This is a genomic window from Streptomyces sp. NPDC040405, assembly GCF_055595765.1.
Map to the genome: position 1 here is coordinate 80,025 of NZ_JBVIVI010000001.1, position 20,896 is coordinate 100,920.

General features: G+C 71.1%; 18 protein-coding genes and 1 pseudogene. 6 read left to right on the plus strand and 13 right to left on the minus strand.

What is annotated here, in order from left to right; translation table 11 throughout:
* The first annotated feature begins 225 nt into the window (after positions 1 to 225).
* The 4 genes from ectA (at position 226) to thpD (ending at position 3,486) form a co-directional block, all read left to right on the plus strand.
* Positions 226 to 774, plus strand: coding sequence for a diaminobutyrate acetyltransferase (ectA, locus tag ACZ59A_RS00395; RefSeq protein ID WP_470951613.1), 549 nt, complete (start codon positions 226 to 228; stop codon positions 772 to 774).
* Between the two features lie 111 nt (positions 775 to 885).
* Positions 886 to 2,148, plus strand: a complete 1,263-nt coding sequence (ectB, locus tag ACZ59A_RS00400; RefSeq protein WP_468042035.1) for a diaminobutyrate--2-oxoglutarate transaminase — start codon at positions 886 to 888, stop codon at positions 2,146 to 2,148.
* A gap of 41 nt (positions 2,149 to 2,189) precedes the next feature.
* Positions 2,190 to 2,594 carry an ectoine synthase gene (locus tag ACZ59A_RS00405; protein ID WP_470951617.1) on the plus strand — a complete coding sequence of 135 codons (405 nt, stop codon included), beginning with the start codon at positions 2,190 to 2,192 and terminating at the stop codon, positions 2,592 to 2,594.
* Between the two features lie 4 nt (positions 2,595 to 2,598).
* Positions 2,599 to 3,486 carry an ectoine hydroxylase gene (thpD, locus tag ACZ59A_RS00410; protein WP_470951619.1) on the plus strand — a complete coding sequence of 296 codons (888 nt, stop codon included), beginning with the start codon at positions 2,599 to 2,601 and terminating at the stop codon, positions 3,484 to 3,486.
* Positions 3,487 to 3,572: 86 nt separating this feature from the next.
* Here the strand turns inward: thpD and ACZ59A_RS00415 are convergent, their stop codons facing one another.
* The 3 genes from ACZ59A_RS00415 to ACZ59A_RS00425 form a co-directional block, all read right to left on the minus strand.
* The gene (locus tag ACZ59A_RS00415) at positions 3,573 to 4,616 is read right to left on the minus strand and encodes an aminotransferase class V-fold PLP-dependent enzyme (protein WP_470951622.1); all 1,044 of its coding nucleotides are present in this window, start codon (positions 4,614 to 4,616) and stop codon (positions 3,573 to 3,575) included.
* 71 nt (positions 4,617 to 4,687) lie between these two features.
* A complete protein-coding gene (locus ACZ59A_RS00420) occupies positions 4,688 to 5,341 on the minus strand; it encodes a DsbA family oxidoreductase (RefSeq protein WP_470951625.1) in 654 nt (217 codons plus the stop codon).
* Between the two features lie 183 nt (positions 5,342 to 5,524).
* Positions 5,525 to 7,060, minus strand: a complete 1,536-nt coding sequence (locus tag ACZ59A_RS00425; RefSeq protein WP_470951628.1) for an aldehyde dehydrogenase (NADP(+)) — start codon at positions 7,058 to 7,060, stop codon at positions 5,525 to 5,527.
* A 131-nt stretch (positions 7,061 to 7,191) separates the two neighbouring features.
* Here ACZ59A_RS00425 and ACZ59A_RS00430 point away from each other — a divergent pair, with 131 nt between their 5' ends.
* Both ACZ59A_RS00430 and ACZ59A_RS00435 read left to right on the plus strand, forming a co-directional pair.
* Positions 7,192 to 7,962, plus strand: a complete 771-nt coding sequence (locus tag ACZ59A_RS00430) for an IclR family transcriptional regulator (protein ID WP_470951631.1) — start codon at positions 7,192 to 7,194, stop codon at positions 7,960 to 7,962.
* A gap of 108 nt (positions 7,963 to 8,070) precedes the next feature.
* Positions 8,071 to 9,051, plus strand: coding sequence for an aldo/keto reductase (locus ACZ59A_RS00435; protein ID WP_470951634.1), 981 nt, complete (start codon positions 8,071 to 8,073; stop codon positions 9,049 to 9,051).
* A gap of 81 nt (positions 9,052 to 9,132) precedes the next feature.
* On the opposite strand, the gene ACZ59A_RS00440 is transcribed toward ACZ59A_RS00435, so the two are convergent.
* The 10 genes and pseudogenes from ACZ59A_RS00440 to ACZ59A_RS00485 form a co-directional block, all read right to left on the minus strand.
* Positions 9,133 to 10,353: a right-handed parallel beta-helix repeat-containing protein gene (locus ACZ59A_RS00440; protein WP_470951637.1), complete on the minus strand. Its 1,221-nt coding sequence runs from the start codon at positions 10,351 to 10,353 to the stop codon at positions 9,133 to 9,135.
* Between the two features lie 282 nt (positions 10,354 to 10,635).
* Positions 10,636 to 11,919 (minus strand): pectate lyase family protein, encoded by a 1,284-nt coding sequence (locus tag ACZ59A_RS00445; RefSeq protein ID WP_470951640.1) that lies wholly within the window; start codon positions 11,917 to 11,919, stop codon positions 10,636 to 10,638.
* A gap of 43 nt (positions 11,920 to 11,962) precedes the next feature.
* Positions 11,963 to 12,775, minus strand: a complete 813-nt coding sequence (locus ACZ59A_RS00450; protein WP_470951642.1) for a rhamnogalacturonan acetylesterase — start codon at positions 12,773 to 12,775, stop codon at positions 11,963 to 11,965.
* A 91-nt stretch (positions 12,776 to 12,866) separates the two neighbouring features.
* Positions 12,867 to 14,198, minus strand: coding sequence for an ABC transporter substrate-binding protein (locus ACZ59A_RS00455; RefSeq protein ID WP_470951644.1), 1,332 nt, complete (start codon positions 14,196 to 14,198; stop codon positions 12,867 to 12,869).
* A pseudogene (locus tag ACZ59A_RS00460) lies at positions 14,195 to 15,124 on the minus strand (pectinesterase family protein); the annotation flags it as partial. The gene ACZ59A_RS00455 and the pseudogene ACZ59A_RS00460, both read right to left, overlap by 4 nt.
* A gap of 302 nt (positions 15,125 to 15,426) precedes the next feature.
* Positions 15,427 to 16,962: a glycoside hydrolase family 43 protein gene (locus ACZ59A_RS00465; protein WP_470951646.1), complete on the minus strand. Its 1,536-nt coding sequence runs from the start codon at positions 16,960 to 16,962 to the stop codon at positions 15,427 to 15,429.
* The gene (locus tag ACZ59A_RS00470) at positions 16,959 to 17,726 is read right to left on the minus strand and encodes a DUF6807 family protein (protein ID WP_470954531.1); all 768 of its coding nucleotides are present in this window, start codon (positions 17,724 to 17,726) and stop codon (positions 16,959 to 16,961) included. The genes ACZ59A_RS00465 and ACZ59A_RS00470 overlap by 4 nt, the downstream gene beginning before the upstream one ends.
* 44 nt (positions 17,727 to 17,770) lie before the next feature.
* Positions 17,771 to 18,988, minus strand: a complete 1,218-nt coding sequence (locus ACZ59A_RS00475; protein ID WP_470951649.1) for a Gfo/Idh/MocA family protein — start codon at positions 18,986 to 18,988, stop codon at positions 17,771 to 17,773.
* 43 nt (positions 18,989 to 19,031) lie between these two features.
* Positions 19,032 to 19,940: a carbohydrate ABC transporter permease gene (locus ACZ59A_RS00480; RefSeq protein ID WP_470951652.1), complete on the minus strand. Its 909-nt coding sequence runs from the start codon at positions 19,938 to 19,940 to the stop codon at positions 19,032 to 19,034.
* Positions 19,937 to 20,845, minus strand: coding sequence for a carbohydrate ABC transporter permease (locus ACZ59A_RS00485; protein WP_470951653.1), 909 nt, complete (start codon positions 20,843 to 20,845; stop codon positions 19,937 to 19,939). The genes ACZ59A_RS00480 and ACZ59A_RS00485 overlap by 4 nt, the downstream gene beginning before the upstream one ends.
* Positions 20,846 to 20,896: the final 51 nt, after the last annotated feature.

Genomic DNA, 20,896 nt, shown 5'->3' on the forward strand with positions numbered 1-20,896 from the left:
TTTTGTGGCCCAGGACACGGTAATTCGGTGCCCTCACGACGCCGTTACGCACATGTGACACACTCCACAGCCCGACCGTTTCGCCCGCTAACTCCCCCACAAATTACCGCTTTTCGCGGATCCGCCGCGCGTGCGCACGCGCTCGCGTGTTACCACACGGACCCCCCTCTATGTAACCCCTCTCCTCGATGCATTTTTCTATCGTGCTGGGTAAATTGAATTCGCATGACCGCCGCACAAGCAGACCGAGTAGGCGCCCGTAGCGAATTTGATTTGCCAGAGGGGCTGTCCCTCGACACACCACGCGTCGAGGACGGAGCCGCGATCTGGCGAATCGCCCGCGACTCCAAGACTCTGGACCTCAACTCCTCCTACAGCTACCTCCTGTGGTGCCGCGACTTCGCCGCCACCTCCGTGGTGGCGCGCGACGCCGAGGGCGGACCGGTCGGCTTCATCACCGGCTACATCCGCCCGGAGCGGCCCGAGACCCTCGTGGTCTGGCAGGTCGCCGTCGATCAGGCATGGCGCGGCCGCGGACTGGCCGCCACGCTGCTGGACGGGCTGACCGCCCGTGTCGCCGCGACGGGCATCCGAGACATCGAGACCACGATCACCCCGGACAACACCGCATCGAACCGGCTGTTCACGTCCTTCGCCGAGCGGCATGGCGCGCCCGTGAAGCACGAGGTGCTCTTCGACGGCGACCTGTTCCCCGACGGAGGACACGAGCCCGAGGTGCTCTACCGCATCGGTCCGCTCGCGGACCGCGGCTGAGCCCCGGAAAAGCCGAGGTCATCCCCGATTTCTGCCCCCGATTCCCCGCACCCCGCCGAGGGCGCACGCCCTCACCCCCTCACCCCCGCACTCATCTCCCAGGAGAATGCTGTGACCATCACCCCGCCCGCCCTGAGCGTCTTCGAGGCCCTGGAGTCGGAGGTGCGCAGCTACTGCCGCGGTTGGCCTGCCGTCTTCGACCGCGCGCAGGGCAGCCACATGTACGACGAGGACGGCCACACCTACCTCGACTTCTTCGCCGGAGCCGGGTCGCTCAACTACGGCCACAACAATCCGGTCCTGAAACGGGCGCTGATCGACTACATCGAGCGTGACGGCGTCACGCACGGTCTCGACATGTCCACGACGGCCAAGCGCGCGTTCCTGGAGTCGTTCCAGAACAACATCCTGCGCCCGCGTGACCTGCCGTACAAGGTCATGTTCCCCGGCCCGACGGGCACCAACGCGGTCGAGGCCGCGCTGAAGCTGGCCCGTAAGGTCAAGGGGCGCGAGTCGATCGTCTCGTTCACCAACGCCTTCCACGGCATGTCGCTGGGCTCGCTCGCCGTCACCGGTAACGCCTTCAAGCGGGCCGGTGCCGGTATCCCGCTGGTCCACGGCACCCCGATGCCGTTCGACAACTACTTCGACGGCGCGGTCGAGGACTTCCTGTGGTTCGAGCGGCTGCTCGAGGACCAGGGTTCCGGCCTCAACAAGCCCGCCGCCGTGATCGTCGAGACCGTGCAGGGCGAGGGCGGCATCAACGTCGCGCGCGCCGAGTGGCTGCGCGCCCTGTCCGAGCTGTGCGAGCGACAGGACATGCTGCTGATCGTCGACGACATCCAGATGGGCTGCGGCCGCACGGGTGCCTTCTTCTCCTTCGAGGAGGCGGGCATCACCCCGGACATCGTCACGGTCTCCAAGTCGATCAGCGGTTACGGCCTGCCGCTGGCGCTCACCCTCTTCAAGCCCGAGCTGGACATCTGGGAGCCCGGTGAGCACAACGGCACGTTCCGCGGCAACAACCCCGCGTTCGTGACCGCCGCCGCGACCCTGGACACCTACTGGGCCGACGGCCAGATGGAGAAGCAGACGCTGGCCCGCGGTGAGCAGGTCGAGCAGGGGCTGAGCGCCATCTGCGAAGAGAACTCCGGCATCTCCTTCCGCGGCCGCGGCCTGGTGTGGGGCATGGAGTTCGAGGACAAGCCGCGCGCCTCGGCCGTCTGCAAGCGCGCCTTCGAGCTGGGTCTGCTGGTCGAGACCTCCGGCCCGGAGAGCGAGGTCGTCAAGCTGCTGCCCGCACTGACGATGACCCCCGAAGAGCTGGACGAGGGTCTGCGGATCCTCGCCCGCGCGGTCCGAGAGACCGCCTGAACACGCTCAGTAACGCAACAACAGAGAGGTAGCGACTCACCGTGATCGTCCGATCCTTCAAGGACATCGAGGGAACCGACAGGCATGTAAAGGGCAAGTCGGGTACGTGGGAGAGCAAGCGCATCGTGCTCGCGAAGGAGCGGGTCGGTTTCTCGCTCCACGAGACCACGCTCTACGCGGGCACCGAGACGTCCATGTGGTACGCCAACCACATCGAAGCGGTCCTCTGCGTCGAGGGCGAGGCCGAGCTCACCAACGACGAGACCGGTGAGAAGCACCTCATCACGCCCGGCACGATGTATCTGCTGGACGGCCATGAGAAGCACACCATGCGGATCAAAAAGGACTTCCGTTGCGTTTGTGTCTTCAACCCTCCGATCACCGGACGGGAGGACCATGATGAGAACGGGGTATACCCCCTGATCACCGAGCCCGAGGAGGCATGATCCGATGACCACGGTCACTGACCTGTACCCGACCCGCGGTCCCCTCGAGGTAGCCACGCCCCGCGTGGATCCCGTCGTGTGGTCCGACCCCGGGGCCGAGGGTCCTCTGCGAGCGTCCGAGCTGAGCGATTTCGATCGCGACGGCTTTCTGGCGATCGATCAGCTCATCACTCCGGATGAGGTCGCGGTCTACCGCGCCGAACTGGACCGGCTGATCATCGACCCGGACGTGCGCGCCGACGAGCGCTCGATCATCGAGCCCAAGTCGCAGGACGTACGGTCGGTGTTCGAGGTGCACCGGATCAGCGAGGTCTTCGCCAACCTGGTGCGCGACCCGCGTGTGGTGGGTCGCGCACGGCAGATCCTCGGTTCGGACGTCTACGTCCACCAGAGCCGGATCAACGTCAAACCGGGTTTCGGGGCCTCGGGCTTCTACTGGCACTCGGACTTCGAGACCTGGCACGCCGAGGACGGGCTGCCGAACATGCGGACGGTGTCGCTCTCGGTCGCCCTGACCGAGAACTACGACACCAACGGCGGCCTCATGATCATGCCGGGGTCGCACCGTACGTTCCTCGGCTGTGCGGGCCGGACGCCGAAGGACAACTACAAGAAGTCCCTGCAGATGCAGGACGCCGGGATTCCGTCGGACGAGGCGCTGTCCGGCTTCGCCGACAAGCACGGCATCAAGCTGTTCACCGGCAAGCCCGGGTCGGCGACCTGGTTCGACTGCAACTGCATGCACGGCTCGGGCGACAACATCACGCCCTACTCGCGCAGCAACGTCTTCATCGTGTTCAACAGCGTGGAGAACACGGCGGTGGAGCCGTTCGCGGCGCCGGTACGGCGGCCCGAATTCATCGGGGCGCGGGACTTCACCCCGGTGGGGTGAGCCACAGGTCCCCTTGACCGTGGATGGCCGGGGGGAGGGCGTGTGACGCCCTCCCCCCGGCCATCCGCGTAGTGTCCGCCACCCCGCTACGCGAGGGCCTCCAGCAGGCGGTCCACGTCGGCGGGGGTGTTGTAGAGGTGGAAGGCGGCGCGCAGGTTCCCGGCGCGCGCCGATACGTGCACCTCCGCCTTGGCCAGCCGGGGCGCGGCCTCCCCGAGCCCCGGTACGGAGACGATCGCCGAGCCGGGGGCGGGCAGGCAGGAGTGCCCCAGCCCGGTGATTCCGGCGCGGAAGCGGTCGGCGAGCGCGCGGTCGTGGGCGCGGACGGCGTCGGTGCCCAGCTCCTGGAGCAGGGCGAGCGAGTGGCGGGCCGCGACGTACGAGAACAGGCTCGGGCTCTCGTCGTAGCGCCGCGCCGAACGGGCCAGCTCGGCCACCGGCCCGTAGCAGCTGTCCCACGGCTCCTCCCCCGCGACCCAGCCCGCGAAGACCGGGGTGAGGCCGCCCAGGTCCTCGGGCACGGTGAGGAAGGCGGTGCCGCGCGGGCACAGCAGCCATTTGAAGCCGATGGACACGGTGAAGTCGGCCGCCTCGGCGCTCACCGGCAGCCATCCGGCGGCCTGGCTGAGGTCCACCAGGGTGCGTGCCCCGTGCGCCCGGGCGGCCTCGTGGAGGGCGTCGAGGTCGGCGATCCGCCCGTCCGCCGACTGGACGGCGCTCACCGCGATCAGCGCGGTGTCCGGCCGTACCGCGTCCGCCAGCTCCTCCAGCGGCGCGGTGCGCAGCGTGAGGTCGCGGCGTACGGCGAACGGGTTGACCAGGGAGCTGAAGTCGCCCTCCGCGGTGAGGACTTCGGCGCCGGACGGCAGCGAGGTGGCGATCAGCCCGGCGTAGACGGCGACCGAGGCGCCCGCCGCGACCCGCCGCGCCGGTACGCCGACCAGCCGGGCGTAGGCGGCGCGGGTCTCCTCGACCGCCTCGAAGGCCACGTCGGCGTAGGGGCCGCCGGCGGCCGCGTCGTCGAGGGCCGCCTTCATGGCGGCCACGGAGCGTGCGGGGATCAGACCGCTGGAGGCGGTGTTGAGGTACGTCGTCTGTGGCGCGAACTCGGCGCCCGCCAGGCTCTCCATGTCCATCCACTATGGTGCGGGCCCGCCCCGGCGTCCATCGCACATCTCTGCCGGATGCCGTCCAGGGTTCCTTACGTGTCCTGGCCGGCCTGCGACGATTCCCATGCCTGGGTCAGCGCGCGGGTGAAGACCTCGGCCGGTTGGCCGCCGGAGACCCCGAAGCGGCGGTCGAGGACGAAGAAGGGGACGGCGTTCGCGCCCAGCTCCGCGGCCTCGCGCTCGTCGGCCCGTACGGCGTCGGCGTAACGGCTCTCGTCGGCGAGCACCGCACGCGCCTCCCCGGCGTCGAGCCCGGCGTCGGCGGCGAGGGCGGCCAGCGTGGTGTGGTCGAAGACGGAGCGCTCCTCGGCGAAGTGGGCCGTGAAGAGCAGGTCGAGCAGACGGTCCTGGCAGCCGCGGTCCTTGGCGAGGTGCAGCAGCCGGTGGAGGTCGAAGGTGTTGCCGTGCTCGCGGCCGGGGTGCCAGCCGAGCCCGGCGTCGGCGGCGGCCTGGGCCACCCGTGCCTCCATGGCCTCGGCCTGCTCGCCGGAGACGCCGTACTTGGCGGCCAGCACCTCCAGGACGGGGGCGGTCTCGCCGCGGGGGCTGTCCGGGGCCAGCTCGAACGAGCGGTGCACCACCTCGACCTTGTCCCGGTGGCCGAAGGCGGCGAGGCCCTCTTCGAAGCGGGCCTTGCCGATGTAGCACCAGGGACAGGCTATGTCGGACCAGATTTCTACGCGCATGCGGAGATCAACCACCGGGGCGCCGGATTCCTTCCCGTGGCAGAGCGCTCGCCGGCCCGGGAACGCGCGGCTCCCCCGAAACGTGAGGCGGCCCCCGGAAACGCGAGCCGCCCCGGAACGCGCGGCGGCCGCCGGGCGCGCGGGTCAGGTCCGCGTGCCCGGCGGCCGTGCCGTCACCGGGGGTCAGCCCTGCTGCTCCCGGATGCCGTTCACCCGGCGGGGCAGCCCGAGCGGGTTCTCGTCGCGCAGCTCCGGCGGGAGCAGCGCGGACGGGGTGTCCTGGTAGCTGACCGGCCGCAGCCAGCGCTCGATGGCGGTGCCGCCGACCGAGGTGGAGGTGGAGGTGGTCGCCGGGTACGGGCCGCCGTGGTGCTGGGCGGGGGCGACGGCGACGCCGGTCGGCCAGCCGTTGACCAGGACCCGGCCCGCGAGCGGGGTCAGCTCGGCGATCAGCTCACCGGCCCGGCCCTCGGTGCCCTCGCCCTCGGCGGCGGAGATCTGGACGGTGGCGGTCAGGTTGCCCTGGAGGCGGCCGAGGACGGCGGAGATCTCGGCGTCGCTCTCGTAGCGCGCGACGACGGTCACCGGGCCGAAGCACTCCTCCAGCAGCACATCGTGCGGGCCCTGCTCGGCCAGGCGGGCGGCCGGGACGGTGAGGAAGCCGGGGCTGACGCTGTGGTCGCCGCCGGAGCCCGGGGTCACCGGGGCGTCGACGTCCGCCAGCTCGGCACGCTCCTTGACCCCGGCCACGAAGCTGTCCCGCATGCGGTGGTCGAGGAGCACCCCGGCGTCGGTGTTGCTGACGGCCTCGGTGAGCGACTTCACCAGCGCGTCACCGGCCGCGCCCGCGGGCGCGAGCACGAAGCCGGGCTTGGTGCAGAACTGGCCCACGCCCATCGTCATCGAGCCGCCGAGCCCGGAGCCGATCTGCTCGCCGCGCTCGGCGGCGGCCGCCTCGGTGACCACGACCGGGTTGAGGCTGCCGAGTTCGCCGTGGAAGGGGATCGGCACCGGCCGGGCGGCCGCGGCGTCGTACAGGGCGCGCCCGCCGCGGATCGAGCCGGTGAAGCCCGCGGCGGCGATGAGCGGGTGCTTGATGAGCTCGATGCCCGCGTCGAAGCCGTGCACCACGGAGATCACGTCGGCGGGCAGCCCGACCTGTTCGGCGGCCCGGCGCAGCGCGGAGGCGGCCACCTCGGAGGTCGCGGGGTGGTCGGGGTGCGCCTTGACGACGACCGGGCAGCCCGCGGCGAGGGCGCTGGCGGTGTCGCCGCCGGGTACGGAGAAGGCCAGCGGGAAGTTGCTGGCGGCGTAGACGGCGACGACGCCGAGCGGCAGCTTGTAGCGCCGCAGGTCGGGCCACGGCGGGGTCTGGGTGGCGTCCGCGTGGTCGACGTGGACGTCGAGGAAGGCGCCCTCGTCGACGATCTTCGCGAACGACCGGAGCTGGTAGCCGGTGCGGGCCAGCTCGCCGGTGAGCCGGGCCGGGCCGAGCGCGGTCTCGGCGTCGGCGGCCTCGACGAGCGTGTCACGGGCCTCGTCGAGCAGATCGGCGGCGGTGCGCAGGAAGGCGGCGCGCACCGTACGGTCGGCGAGGGAGCCGCGGACGGCGTCGGCCGCCCGCACCACCTTGTCGACCTCCTCCGCTGTGGCTTCGACCGCTACCTGCTCGCGCTGCTTTCCGGTTCGGGGGTCGACGCTCCACACTGGTGCTGACACCGCGGATTCCTCCTGCTGTGTTACCGCTGCTTGCGTCCCGCACATCGACGGGTGTTCGATATGCTGAACGCTGTCCCGGTTGATGAATTCCATCGGGACTCTATGGCTGGTCGAACAGAGGGGTCAAGGCGATGACAGCTGCCGAGACGGGCGGGGCCCAGGTCAAGTCGGCGGTCCGCACGGTCGAACTGCTGGAGTTCTTCGCCGGACGGCCCGGGATGCACAGTCTGGCATCCGTACAGGAGGCCGTGGGCTACCCCAAGTCGAGTCTCTACATGCTGCTGCGCACCCTGGTCGAGCTGGGCTGGGTGGAGACGGACGCGACGGGCACCCGGTACGGCATCGGGGTGCGGGCGCTGCTGGTGGGCACGTCGTACATCGACGGCGACGAGGTCGTGGCCGCGGCCCGCCCCACCCTGGACCGGCTCTCGGACGACACCACCGAGACCATCCACCTCGCGCGGCTCGACGGCATCAACGTGGTCTACCTCGCCACCCGCCAGTCCCAGCACTATCTGCGCCCCTTCACCCGCGTCGGCCGCCGCCTCCCGGCCCACTCCACCTCCCTGGGCAAGGCGCTGCTGGCCACGTACACCGACGAGCAGGTGCGCAAGCTGCTCCCGGAGACGCTGAGTCCGCTGACCGAGCACACGCTGACCGACCGCGAGAAGCTGATCGAGGAGCTGCACCTCATCCGCGAGCAGGGGTACGCGGTGGACCGCGAGGAGAACACCCTGGGCCTGCGCTGCTTCGGCATCGCCATCCCCTACCGCACCCCGTCCCGGGACGCCATCAGCTGCTCGGTGCCGGTGGCCCGGCTCACCGCGGCCCATGAGCAGATGATCAGGGACGCGCTGTTCGACGCCCGCGACCGCCTCACCCTCGCCACCCGCCGCCTCTGACCGGCCCTGCGGGCTGATACAGGGCTGATACAGGGCTGACATCGGACGGCCGGAGTGGTCTCCTGTGACCGGCCAAAACCATGGCCAAAGGCAGCGGAGGAGATCGCCATGGAATACGCACGACTGGGCATGTCGGGGATCAAGGTGTCGCGGATCTGCCTGGGCATGATGAGCTACGGCGACCCCGCGTCCCGGCCCTGGCAGCTGGACATCGACGCCTCCCGGCCGATCGTGCGGCGGGCGGTGGAGAGCGGGGTGACCTTCTTCGACACCGCCGACATGTACGCGGTGGGCCGGAGCGAGGAGATCACCGGCGAGCTGCTGGCCGAGTGCTTCCCGCACCGCGACGACTATGTGCTGGCCACCAAGGTCTACAACCCGATGGGCCCGGGCCCCAACGACCGGGGCCTGTCCCGCAAGCACATCCTGGCCGGGATCGACGCCTCGCTGCGGCGGCTGGGCACCGACCATGTCGACCTGTACCAGATCCACCGCTACGACCACGAGACGCCGATCGAGGAGACGATGGAGGCGCTGCACGACGTGGTGCGCGCCGGGAAGGCCCGCTACATCGGCGCGTCCTCGATGTACGCGTGGCAGTTCGCGAAGGCGCAGCACACGGCCGAGGCGCACGGCTGGACGCGGTTCGTCTCCATGCAGAACCACTACAACCTGCTGTACCGGGAGGAGGAGCGGGAGATGAACCCGCTCTGCGCCGACCAGGGCGTCGGCGTCATCCCGTGGAGCCCGCTCGCCCGCGGTCTGCTCGCCGGGACCCGCGACCGCGACCGCACCGGCCCCACGACCCGCGCCGCCAACGACCCGCTGGTCGAGCGGTGGTACGCGGACGCCGAGTTCGACATCGTGGACGCGGTGCGCGAGGTCGCCGGGGAGCGCGGCGTCTCCCCCGCCCAGGTCGCCCTGGCCTGGCTGCTCGGCCGCCCCGCCGTGACGGCGCCGATCGTCGGCGCCACGAAGCTGTCCCATCTGGAGGACGCGGTGGCGGCGGTGGACCTGACCCTCACGGAGGACGAGACCGCCCGCCTGGAGTCCCCCTACCGCCCGAGGCCCATCATGGGCCACGAGTAGCCTCTGCGGCCCGCCCGGCGAACCGGCCTGCTCGCGCCGCCCCCGGGCGGCCCGGCGGGCCGCGGGGCGAACGCGGCGCGGTCAGTTCATGGTGGAGCCGACCTCCGTGTCACCGGCGACCACGAGGAAGCTGGTCACGGGCAGCGAGCCGTCCCGGCGCCGGGCCTCGTACGCCGTGCCCGGGGCGGTGGTCACGAAGGGCGGGGTGATCGAGGCGTCCGGCTGCCAGTTGTTGCCGCGGGAGACCGCGGACTCGCCGGTGTCGGTCTGGCCGCCGCTGTTGGCGACGGCGAGGTTCTGCTGGAGCAGCACCCGGGAGTCGGGGAAGGAGTAGCCCCGGCCCTGGTTGGCGTAGGCGGTGGTGCGCAGCAGCCGCAGGGCGCCGGTGTTGCCGCCCGCGGCGAAGCCGTTCTTGGAGTTCTTCCACGCGGCGGACGCCCGGACGACATGGGCCGGGGTGGGGGCGGAGTCGGTGTCGGCGCCGAGCTGGAATCCGCTGCCGTCGCCCTCGAAGTCGCGGATGCCCCAGCGGTTGATGCCGTTGCCCCAGGCCCAGGAGTGGTCGATGGCGACGGGGCTCGCCCACATCCACAGGTCGAGGCCGTCGTCGCTGTTGTCGAAGAAGCGCGAGCCGGTGATCACGTTGCCGGAGCCGGAGCCATGGGTGAGGGCGATGCCGTCGGCTCTTTTGCCGCCGCTGGCGTCGTCGTGGTTGCCGTAGGAGTCCAGGTTCCGGATGAGGTTGCCGTCGGTGTCGTCGCCGCGGAGGGTGAACCCGGTGTCGCCGTTGCCGCGCGTGGTGAGGTTGTTGAAGACGCCGCGCGAACAGGAGGTGCAGACCAGGCCGCCGCCGGGGGCGTTGCGCAGTTCGAGCCCGGAGACGGTCCAGTAGTCGGCGCTGAGGGAGAGCAGGGAGGCGCCGTCGCGGAGCCGGGAGCCGTCGAGCCTGACCTTCTCGCCCTGGTACGGCCGCAGATGGACGCGGTCTCCGGCGGTGCCGCTCATGGAGCTGCGCAGGGTCCGGTCCGGGTAGTACGTACCGCCGCGCACCTCGATGGTGGTGCCGGGCTTCGCCACGGCGAGGGCCTTCTCCAGCGTGCGGTACGGAGCCGCCATCGTGCCCGTATGGCCGTCGCTGCCGCCGGGCGCCACGTAGACGGTGGTGGGGACGGCGCTCGCGCCCTCGGGGGCCGCGGTCAGATAGACCCCGGCCACGGCCGACGCCACGATCACGGCGCTGCCGAGCGACAGCGTGCGGTCCTTGCGGCGGCGGTGACGACCGCGGCTTCGCCTCACTCTCATGGCAACTCCTGTTCTGCGTCGAGAGAGCGGGCCGTGGGATCCTGGACGACCTGCTCCATGGCGTAGTTGCCGCCGATCCAGATTAGGTTGCCGCCGTGTCGAGGATTCTCACATTACGGAATCGCGATCGTTCAACGAAAGGGTCTGGCAGCTCTTGATCATTCTGCGACCAGTGCTGTCCGCTCGTCCAGTTGGAGTTGACCAGCCGCATCAGCGGGAAAAGAGGAGGCCAGGCGGGGCCAGTTGACGCCCGGCCTCCCCCGCTCGGGGATCGTCGAGGCGTCAGAGGCGGCCCGCGCCCGCGCCCTTGCCGACGATGCCGGGCACCGCGCCCGGTGCGTCGACGCGGGTGCGCAGGGTCGGGGTCCAGCCCGCGTCGCCGCCCAGCTGCTCATCGGGGACGCCCGCGTTGTGGAGGGCGAGGAGATCGGCCGCCTTGCCGCCGAGATAGTTGTTCTTCGTGGTCAGCGCCGTGCCCTTCCACTTCTTGATGATCTTCGCGGGGTCGACGGAGGAGGGCACCGTGAAGGCGTTGGCCTCGGCGAAGAGCTGGGATTCGACGCCGACGCCCCAGCTGTACGCGTAGCCGCTCTTCGGCGCGACGAAGTGGTTGTTGTACGCGTCGACCTTGCCGAACCGCACCCGCGGCGCGCGCTCCACGATGTTCTTGAAGAGGTTGTGGTGGAGCGTGACGCGGAGCTTGCCGCGGTCCGTGGCGCCCGCGCTGTCGCTGTTGCCGATCATCAGCGTCTTGTCGTGGTCGGCGAACACGTTCCAGGAGGCGGTGACGAGGTCGGCGCCGCGCACCACGTCCAGCTCGCCGTCGTGCTGCTGGTAGAGGCGGCCGTAGTAGCTGGGCTGGGCGCTGTCGGGGCGGCGGCCGTCGGTGAACGTGTTGTGGTCGACCCGGACATGGGTCGAGCCGTACACCACCAGGTTGTCGTATTCGGAGTTCCAGTTGCCGTCGTCGCCGTCGGTCGGGTCCCAGGCGGGGAAGCAGTCGAAGGCGTCCTCGAAGGTGAGGTTGCGGACGATGACGTTGTCCACGCCCCGGATCTGGAGGCTGGCGCCCAGCAGCTTGGCGTTCCGGCCGACGCCGAGGAGGGTCGTATTCGAGCCGACCTTCAGTTCGACGCGCTCGTACTGCCGGGCGGCGGACGCGGCGCGGGCGTCCTCCTGCGGTCCGGACGGCAGCGCCTTGCCCCAGGTGGCCGGGTCGTACGCCTTGAGGTACGCGTCCAGGGAGTAGCCGTTCGTCGCGTAGTCGGCGCAGGACAGCGGCTTTCCGGCGTCGTCGGTGTTGGCGTCGATCGTTCCCTTGACGTGGATCAGCCTCGGGGTCGCGTCGCCGCCGCCGAGGGCCTTCACCAGCTCGGCCCGGTTGGTGACGGTGAAGGTGTGCGCCTTGTCGGCCTTGGCGCCGCCGGTCGTGCCGCCGTCGGCGGAGGCCCAGCCGTCACCGGCCGGGAGGGCGCCCCGGGCGGCGGCGGGGGTGACGGCCAACGCGCCGACGGCGAGTGCGGCACAGCCGAGCACGGCGGCCACGCGGGCATGACGTCTGAGCATGACGACTCCTGTGAACAAAGAGGGGAAGGAGCGGGGCAGGGGATTACCAGGTGATCCAGCTGTCCGGGATCGCGGTGTCCAGCCGCCGGACGTCACTCGGGCGCAGCACCCGCCGGGCCGCCAGCTCGCGCGCGACGAGCCGGGCCACCTCGATCGCGCCGTGCGGCTGGAAGTGGGTGTTGTCCTGGAGCCCGGCCGGGTAGTTGGGCGACTCCCCCGGCTCCAGCCAGTCGAAGTAGTCCTTGGTGGCCTCGGGGCCGAGCCGCTGCCACAGCGCGATGCTGGACGCCTGTACGTCGAGGAGCGGCACGCCTTCGGCGCGGGCGAGGCGGCGTACGGCGTCGGGGTACGCGCCGTGCGTGGGCAGGGCGTTGCCCGCCGCGTCGAACTTGCGGCGCTCCACGGAGGTCAGCAGCACGGGGCGCGCGCCGCGCTCCCGCGCGCCGTCGAGGTAGCGCCGCAGATACTGCGGATACGTGGTCTGCGGATCGGTGCCGCGCGCCGGGTCCTCGGTCTTCTCGTCGTTGTGACCGAACTGGACGAGGAGGAGGTCGCCGGGGCGGATCGCGGCCAGGACCGGGGTGAGCAGCCCCTCGTCGTAGAAGCTCTTGGAGCTGCGGCCGTTGACGGCGTGGTTGGCGACCGTGAACCGGCTCTCCGCCAGGAAGAACGGCAGGGCCATGCCCCAGCCGGTCTCGGGCGCGGCGGCGGGCTGCTTGGTCGCGGCGGTGGAGTCGCCCGCCAGGTAGACGGTGGTGCGGGCCCTTGTGGTGGCGGCGGCCGCCGTGCCGGGGGCGGCGAGGGCGAGGGGCAGCGCGGCGAGGGAGACGGCCGCGCGTCTTCGGGTCAGGGACATGGGCTCGGTGGATGCCTTTCGCAAGGGGCGTACGGGGCGGCCGCCGGTGCGGTGCGGCCGCCCCGTACGCCGGATCGGGGACGACGCGCCGCTACTGGTGCTTCTTCCAGTCGGCCTGGGCCGTGTTCAGCTCCTTGGCGACCTTGTCGCAGAAGTCCTTGGCGGTCATCTGGCCGAGCAGCACCTTCTGGAAGCTCGGCTCGTTGTCCGCCTTGCTGATGTTGTTCCAGTCCGGGAGGTAGTACGGCAGCTGGACGACCTTCGTCCGCGGGTCGTTCAGCGACTCCAGCGCGGCCTTGGTCGGCGGGGCCTTGCTGATCCACTCGTCGTCGGCGGCGCCGACGTTGGCGGGGATCGCGCCGACGTCCTCGTTCCAGAGGCTGTTCATCTCCGGGGAGGCCGCGAACTCGATGAACTTCCAGGCGGCGCCCTTGTTCTTGCTCGCCTTGAAGAGGCCGAGGCCGTCGACCGGGTTGGACACGATCGTGCGGGCCGACCCGGCCCGGGAGGGCGGCAGCGGTATGCCCGCGATCTTGTCCTTGCCGAGCTGCTTGATGTGGTCGACGTAGCTGCCGAGGTTGTGCTGGAGCATGCCGATGTCGCCCTGGTCGAACTGGGCAACCATCTTGGCGAAGTCGTTGTTCAGGTCGGCGGAGGGGGTGACCTTCTTGAAGAGGCCGACGTACTTCTCCAGCGCCGCGACGTTCTTGGGGTCGTCGAGCGTCGTCTTGTCGCCGTCCCAGAACGAGGAGATCCCCGACTGCGCGTACATCATGTCCAGCGCCTGGGCGATCGAGCCCGCGCCGCCGCGCAGGGTGAAGCCGAACTTGTTCTTGCCCTTGTCGGTCAGCTTGTCGGCGGCCTTGTAGAAGGCGTCCCAGGTGGTGGGGGCTTCCAGCCCGGCCGACCTGAAGAGGTCGGTGCGGTACCAGAGGGTGCCCTGATTGGCCGAGGTCGGGACGGAGAACAGCTCCTTCTCGTCCCCGCCCGCCGCGCGGACGCTGTCCACCATGTTCTTGATCAGCTTGCCCTTGAGGGGGCTGTCCTCGATGCGGTCGGTGACCGGGTCCAGGGCGCCCTGGGCGGCGAGGTTCGCCAGGTACGCGGTGCCGACGCCGCCGACGTCGGGGAGGCTGTCGCCGCCGCTCTGGATGGCCGTGTCGTACTTCGACTGCACGTTCGTGATCGGGATCGGAACGTACTTGACCTTGATGTCCGGGTTCTTGTCCTCGAACTTGGCGATGATCTTCTTCCAGACCTTCGTCCGGGGACCGCCGTTGTTGTCCCAGAACGTGATCGTGCCCTTGCCCGACCCCTCCTCCCCGGTGGACGACCCGTCGTCGCCGCAGGCGGTGGCGGTGAGCGCGAGGGTCAGGACGGTGGCGACGGCCGCGGCGGTGCGGGTGGCTCTGGCTCTGTTCATGAAGTGCGTCTCCTGGTGTGTTGGGGTGCCCAGCCGTCCGTCCCGGCGAGGTAGTCGGCGACCTCGTGGTCCGCGGCGTCGGCCTCGTTCATCTGCGGCCGTGTCGCGGCGGGGTCCGCCCCCGCCGCGCCCGGTCCGGTGTTGCGGTACTCGGTGAAGCGGGCCTCCTGCCACGGGAATCCGCTCATGTCCGTCCAGGGGGCGGACTTGACCGCGGCGGGGAGGTACGTATCGCGGATCAGGACCTGGGCGAGCGCGTCCGGCTCCCCGCCGGGGTGCCAGGGCCGCCCGAGGTGGAAGGTCTGACCGGGCGCGTCGCTGACGACGCGGCTGCGGGTGATCAGGAAGCCGTAGGGGTTGCCCTTCCAGGTGCTCGCGGCGGTGATGTAGCCGTTGTTGGTGGCGCTGCCGCGGGTGAGTGCCCTGATGGTGGAGCGCTCGATGACGGTGGTGGCACGGCCGTAGATGAAGTCGACGTCGCCCTCGATGTACGCGTCCCGGATGTACACCCGGCTGGTGGTCGTCAGCTTCGGGCTGTCCGTCATCAGGGTGTCCTGGTTGCCCTTGAAGGCCGTGTCCCGGAAGACGATCCGGTCCCCGGTCGTCTTCATGGCCAGCGCCTGTTCGCCCTTCAGGTCGTGGGCCGCCTCGTCGAAGTCGTTGGCGAAGGTGAGGTGGCGGGCCGTGACGTCGTTCGCCGCGATGAGGACGGTGGCGCTGCCGGTGGATCCGCCGTACTCGGCGGGCGTGTCGTGGACGATGGTGGTGTCCGCGCGGTGCCGGCCGGTGCCGAGGAGGGTGAGGTGGGGCTTGTCGGCGGGGATGCGGACCTGTTCGCGGTACGTGCCGGGGGCGATGGCGAGCGTGATGGGCCGGTCGTTCCCGGCCGGTACGGCGTCGACGGCGGCCTGCACGGTGCGGAAGTCGGCGGAGCCGTCCTGCGCGACGCGCAGGGTTTCTGTCGCGCTCGCCGTTGCGCTCGCCGTTGCGCTGGGCGCGCCTCCGAGGACCACAAACAGCCCGGCGGCCACCACGGTGAGCGCCACCGCGCCAGCGGCACGGGGCCGACTACGGCCCAGTGGCCACCGGGGCGAGCGCCCTCGTGGCCAGGGTGCGTGACCATGTGCGGGCCGGGTTGTGCCCACCCGTTCCGCCCCGCGGAACGCCTGCCCACAACCCGGGCGGCATGCCGCCGCCCCTGCGAGGGGCGGGGTGGGGGACATGTCCATCACTCGGTGCCCTCCGTCGCGCGGAAATCGGTGAAGGCGGCGTGGCCCGGTGGGGTGCGGCCCGGTGGGGTTGTGGCGAACAGGCCCAGCAGGGCGCCGACCCAGCGCCAGGGCGTGGCGGCGAAGACCGGGCCCGAGGGGCGGAAGCCGTCGCCCGTGTCGGCGGAGAAGCGGCAACGGGCGCCGGGGGCGACCTCGACGCGGAGGCGGGCCCGGGCGTCGGGCGCCGGGCGGGGGTGTTCCGCGTCGCGTTCGCGCTCCATGCCCACGCTGGCGAAGCGGTGGACCAGGCGGACGCCGTCCGCCGCCCGCTCCAGGCCGATCCAGCCGAACGCGTCGCCCAGCACCGCCAGCCCGGCCCTGGCGCCCACGGCCTCGCTCACCAGCGCCAGGTCGACCGTGGCCGTGAAGGATTCGGCGGGCAGGCGCTGCACCAGGACGTTGGGCAGCTTGCGCAGGTCCTCGGCCTGGTCGGTCGGGTGGCAGGTCAGCCGTAGGCCGGGGGCGTCGTGGGCGGTGGTCCAGCCCGGCGCCGGGTTGGCGGTCCAGGACCACTGGGGGCCGTACCGGCCGTGCGGGAAGCCGTCGTCCACGGCCGGGGCACAGGGGGCGTCGGCGGTGCCCTTCGGCTTGCGGTACCAGGCCACCGGCTCGCCGTCGTCGCCGACGACCGGCCAGCCCGCGTCGTCCCACTCCATCGGCTGGAGGTGGACCACGCGCCCATGGGCGCCGCGCTGCCGGAAGTGCAGGAACCAGTCCTCACCAGCCGGGGTGTCCACCCAGGCGCCCTGGTGGGGGCCGTTGACGTCGGTGCGGCCCTGGGCCAGGACCGTCCGCTCCTCGTACGGGCCGAAGAAGTCCCGCGAGCGGAAGGCGCCCTGCCAGCCGGTCTCGACGCCACCGGCCGGGGCGAAGATCCAGAACCAGCCGTCGCGCCGGTAGAGCTTGGGGCCTTCGAGGGTGAACCACCCCGGGATGGTGTCCCCGTCCACGATGACGCGGCCCTCGTCGAGGAGTTCCCGCCCGTCGGGGCTCATGCGGTGCCCGGTGAGGCGGTTGTTGACGCCGGAGCGGGACTTGGCCCAGGCGTGGACGAGGAAGGCGTTGCCGTGTTCGTCCCACAGCGGGCAGGGGTCGATCAGGCCCTTGCCCGGCTTGATCAGGTGTGGCGCGCTCCACGGCCCGCGCGGGTCGCGGGCGTTGATCTGGTGGACGCCGGTGTCGGGGTCGCCCCAGAAGATCCAGAAGCGTCCGTCGTGGTGGCGGATGCTGGGCGCCCAGACGCCGCAGTCGTGGCGCGGGAGGGCGAAGGCGTCGGCGGGTTCGAGCCGTTCCAGGGCGTGTCCGAGGAGGCTCCAGTTGACGAGGTCCCGGGAGTGCAGGATGGGCAGCCCGGGGGCGCGTCCGAAGCTGGAGGCGGTGAGGTAGTAGTCGTCTCCGACGCGGACGACGTCCGGGTCGGACCAGTCGGCGTTGAGGACCGGATTGCGGTACGTACCGTCACCGAGGTCGGCCTGCCACGCGAGTCGGCTCATACGGCGGCTCCCTTGTCCGACAGCTGCCCCGCGATGCGCGCCGCCTCGTCCCGTTCCAGACAGCCGTCGGCGACCGCGGTGACGATGCGCCGGGTCACGGTGTCGGCGGGGGCGATGGTCAGCGGCCGCTCGCGGGCGGCGAGGGCCGAGCCGACGCCGGGGTGTTCGCCGGTGCGGACGTACCAGGGGGCGGACCGGGTGTCGCCGGTCGCCCCGGCGAAGACCAGCGTCCAGTCCTCGGCGGCCAGCGCCACCCAGTCCGCGGGCCGCCCGTGCACGGCGGCCTCGCCCTCGCCGCCCGCGCCGAAGACCCGCAGCGGCTGCGGACGGCTCGGCGCGCTCCAGAAGAAGCCCCCGCCGGAGAGGCCCGCACCCCCGACCGCCACCTCCTGCCCCGTCACATTGGTGAGCGCCGTGGTGAAGTCCAGCGCCCAGCCCCCCGCCGGCAGGGGCCGCACCGCGACCGTGCGCCGCTCCAGCAGCAGTTGCCGTCCGCCCGCGCCCCAGGACAGCTCCTCCACGAATCCGTCCGGGTCGCGCAGCAGCCAGCCCAGATGGCGCTGGCTGCCGTAGGCGTCCGGCATGGCCATGGACACGCCCGGCTGTTGGGTGACGGTGACGCCGCCGAGGGTGCGTACCGGGTGCAGATACGGGCGCGGGGCGGGCGTCCCGGCGGGCTGCGGCCGGTGGACGTACGTACCGACGGGGCGGTTGTCGTGGCGCAGCACCGTGCAGGGGGGACGGTTGGTGAAGGACGCCTTCATGAGTGCGTTCACGGGTGCGTTCGTGGGGGCGTTCATACGTGCGTTCATGGGTGCGGGACCTCCGCGGGGGGTGCGGCCCAGGGGGCGCGCAGTTCGGAGTACAGAGCGAGGCGCTCGGCCCCGGCGGCGACCAGCTGGTCGATGCCGGTGACGACGCGCCGCTTCGCGCCCGCCGACGCGCCCGCACCGGGTTCGGTGCGCCAGGCGTCCGCGGGCAGCGGGACCGGTGCGGGGGCGGTACGGACCGCCTCGACGACGCGCATGAACGCGCCGGTGCGGTCCGGGGGGACGAGCAGTTCGGTGCCGTCGCGCACGTGGGCCGCCAGATTCTCCAGCAGGTCGGTGCGCGCGTAGTGGGTGGTCTCGGGGGGCGCTCCCGCGCGCTCGACCCGGACCCGGTCCTGCTTGTACCAGAAGGTGATGCGGCCCTGGTCGCCGTGGACGACCACGTACGGCTCGCCGGGTTCCTCCGCGCACAGGGTGACGGCGGCGGTGAGGGGGGTGCCCCAGCAGGTGCGGATGCGCAGGCAGGAGGTGTCGTCGGCCTCGATGTCGTTGGCCCGGTACAGCTCCAGTTCCAGGGCGGTGATGTCCTCGGCGCGGTCGGCGCCGTCGATGCGCAGGGCGGTGGCGACGGCGTGGGCGAGGGGGTTGGTGAGGACGCCGTCCACGACATCGCGGCCGCCCAGGGTGCGGTGCCCGGCCCAGGGCGCGCGGGTGTAGTAGTCCTCGTCGCGCGCCCACGCCCCGGCGGCGCCGATGCCGCGTACGGTCCCGATGGCGCTGTCGGCGACGAGCTTCCGGATGGCGGGCAGGGCGTGGGAGCCCAGGGACTGGAAGCCGATCTGGCAGGCGGCGCCGAGGTCCGCGAGCCCGTCGGTCAGCCGGGTGTACTCGGCGTACGAGGGCGTGGGCGGCTTCTCCAGCAGCAGGTGCGCACCGTGCGCGGCGGCGGTGAGGGCGAGGTCGGCATGGGTGTGGATCGGGGTGCAGACGACCGCGATCCGGGCGCCGGTACGGGCCACCAGCTCGCCGAGGTCACCGCCCTGCTCGGGCCCGGGCTCGCCGAAGCCGTCGCCCAGCTCCTCGGCGTCGAGCGGCCGGAGTTCGCACACCCCGGCCAGCCGCACCACCCCCTCCCCCGCCAGCCGCCGGATGTTCTCCAGATGCCAGCGGCCGTGTCCCCGCGCTCCCGCGAGGACGACGGGTACGGGTGCGTATCCCTCGGCAGCCCCGCTTGCCCCAGGGTGCGTCGTGCGCATGGTCGGTCCTCCTTGTCCGCGTACGAATTGCCGCGCCGGGCGGTCAGCCCTTGACGGCGCCCGCGCTGAAACCGGTGATCAGCCACTTCTGGATGAAGGCGAAGACGATGACGACCGGCACCGCCGCGATCACCCCGCCCGCCGCGAGGGCGCCCAGGTCGACGCTGTCGGCGCCGATGAGGGTGTTGAGACCGACCGGGATGGTCTGCATGTCCTGCGAGCTGAGGAACATCAGCGCGAACAGGAAGTGGTTCCAGCTGTGCACGAAGGCGAAGGAGCCGACCGCGATCAGGCCCGGCCGCAGCAGCGGCAGCACCACCGCGCAGAAGGCCCGCAGCCGCCCGCAGCCGTCCACCCAGGCCTGTTCCTCCAGCGAGACCGGCACGTTCTTGATGAAGCCGCTGATGAGGATGATGGACAGGGGCAGTTGGAAGACGGTCTCCGCGATGATCACGCTCCCCAGCGAGTTGATCATCTGGAGGTTCTTGAAGATCTCGAAGAGCGGTACGAGCATCAGCGCGCCCGGGATGAACTGCGAGGCGAGCAGGGCCAGCATGAAGCCCTTCTTGATACGGAAGTCGAAGCGCGCGAGCGCGTAGCCGCCCGCGAGCGCGACCACCGTCGTCATCAGCAGCGAGGCGACGCCGACGATCATGCTGTTCTGGAAGAAGGTCCCGAAGGCGCGCTCGTTCCAGACCTTCGCGAAGTGCTCCCCGGTGACCGGCCACGGCACCAGCGAGGTGGAGCCCGCCGGGCGGAGCGCGAAGAGCAGCATCCAGTAGAAGGGGACCAGGGTGAACAGCAGATACAGGCCCAGCGGCAGATAGACCTGCCAGCGCGGTACGCCGTCGTCGACCGACCGTCCGCGCCGTTTGCCGGAGGCGGCGGGCGGTATGGGGGCTGCGGGGGCGGCCTCGGACCGGTGGTCCTGTTCCGCGAGTGCGGCGGTCACTTGTTGTCGCCTCCGAACTTGCTCAGGCGCAGATAGAGGATCGAGCAGAAGAGGAGGATCACGAAGGCCACGGTGGTCAGCGCGGAGGCGTAGCCGAAGTCATGGCCGTTGATCCCGGTGTTGGCGACGTACAGGGGCAGCGTGGTGGTCTGCCCGGCCGGTCCGCCGCCGGTGAGGGTGTAGAGCAGGTCGACGTTGTTGAACTCCCACACCCCGCGCAGCAGGGTCGACAGCACGATGGCGTCCTTCAGATGCGGCAGCGTGATGTGGAAGAACTGCCGGGCCCGCCCGGCGCCGTCGACCGAGGCCGCCTCGTACAGGTCCTTGGGGATGGACTGGAGGTCGGCCAGGATGAGGATGGCGAAGAAGGGGACGCCGCGCCAGAGTTCGGCGAGGACGGCGGCCCAGAAGACGGTGCCGGTGTCGGAGAGCACGGAGGTGCCGTACGAACCGATCCCGGCGTCCGCGAGATAGCGGCTGATGCCGGTCGAGGGGTTGTAGAGCAGCATCCAGATGGTGGTGGTCAGCACCCCGGAGACGGCCCAGGGCGAGAAGACCAGGGCGCGGGCGATGCCGCGTCCGATGAAGGTCTGGTTGACCAGCAGGGCGAGCGCGACGCCGAGGACGAGCTGCAGCAGCACCTCGGTGACGACCCATTTGCCGCTGAACGCCAGCGTGTCCCAGAACTGGGGGTCGTCGGTGAAGATGCGGGTGAAGTTCTCGAAGCCCGCGTAGCCGTTCCGCCAGGGCTTGGTGACGTTGTAGTTCTGGAGGCTGTAGTAGAGGACGCTGAGCATCGGGTAGGCGATGAAGCCCAGCATCAGCAGCCCGGCGGGGGCGATCAGCAGGTACGGGAGGCGGCGTGGTGCCGTTCCCGTACGGTGTTTCGCCACGGCGTTGGCCATGACTGCTTCTCCGTTCTCAGGGGGAAGCGCGGCTGGAAAGCGCTTTCCGTA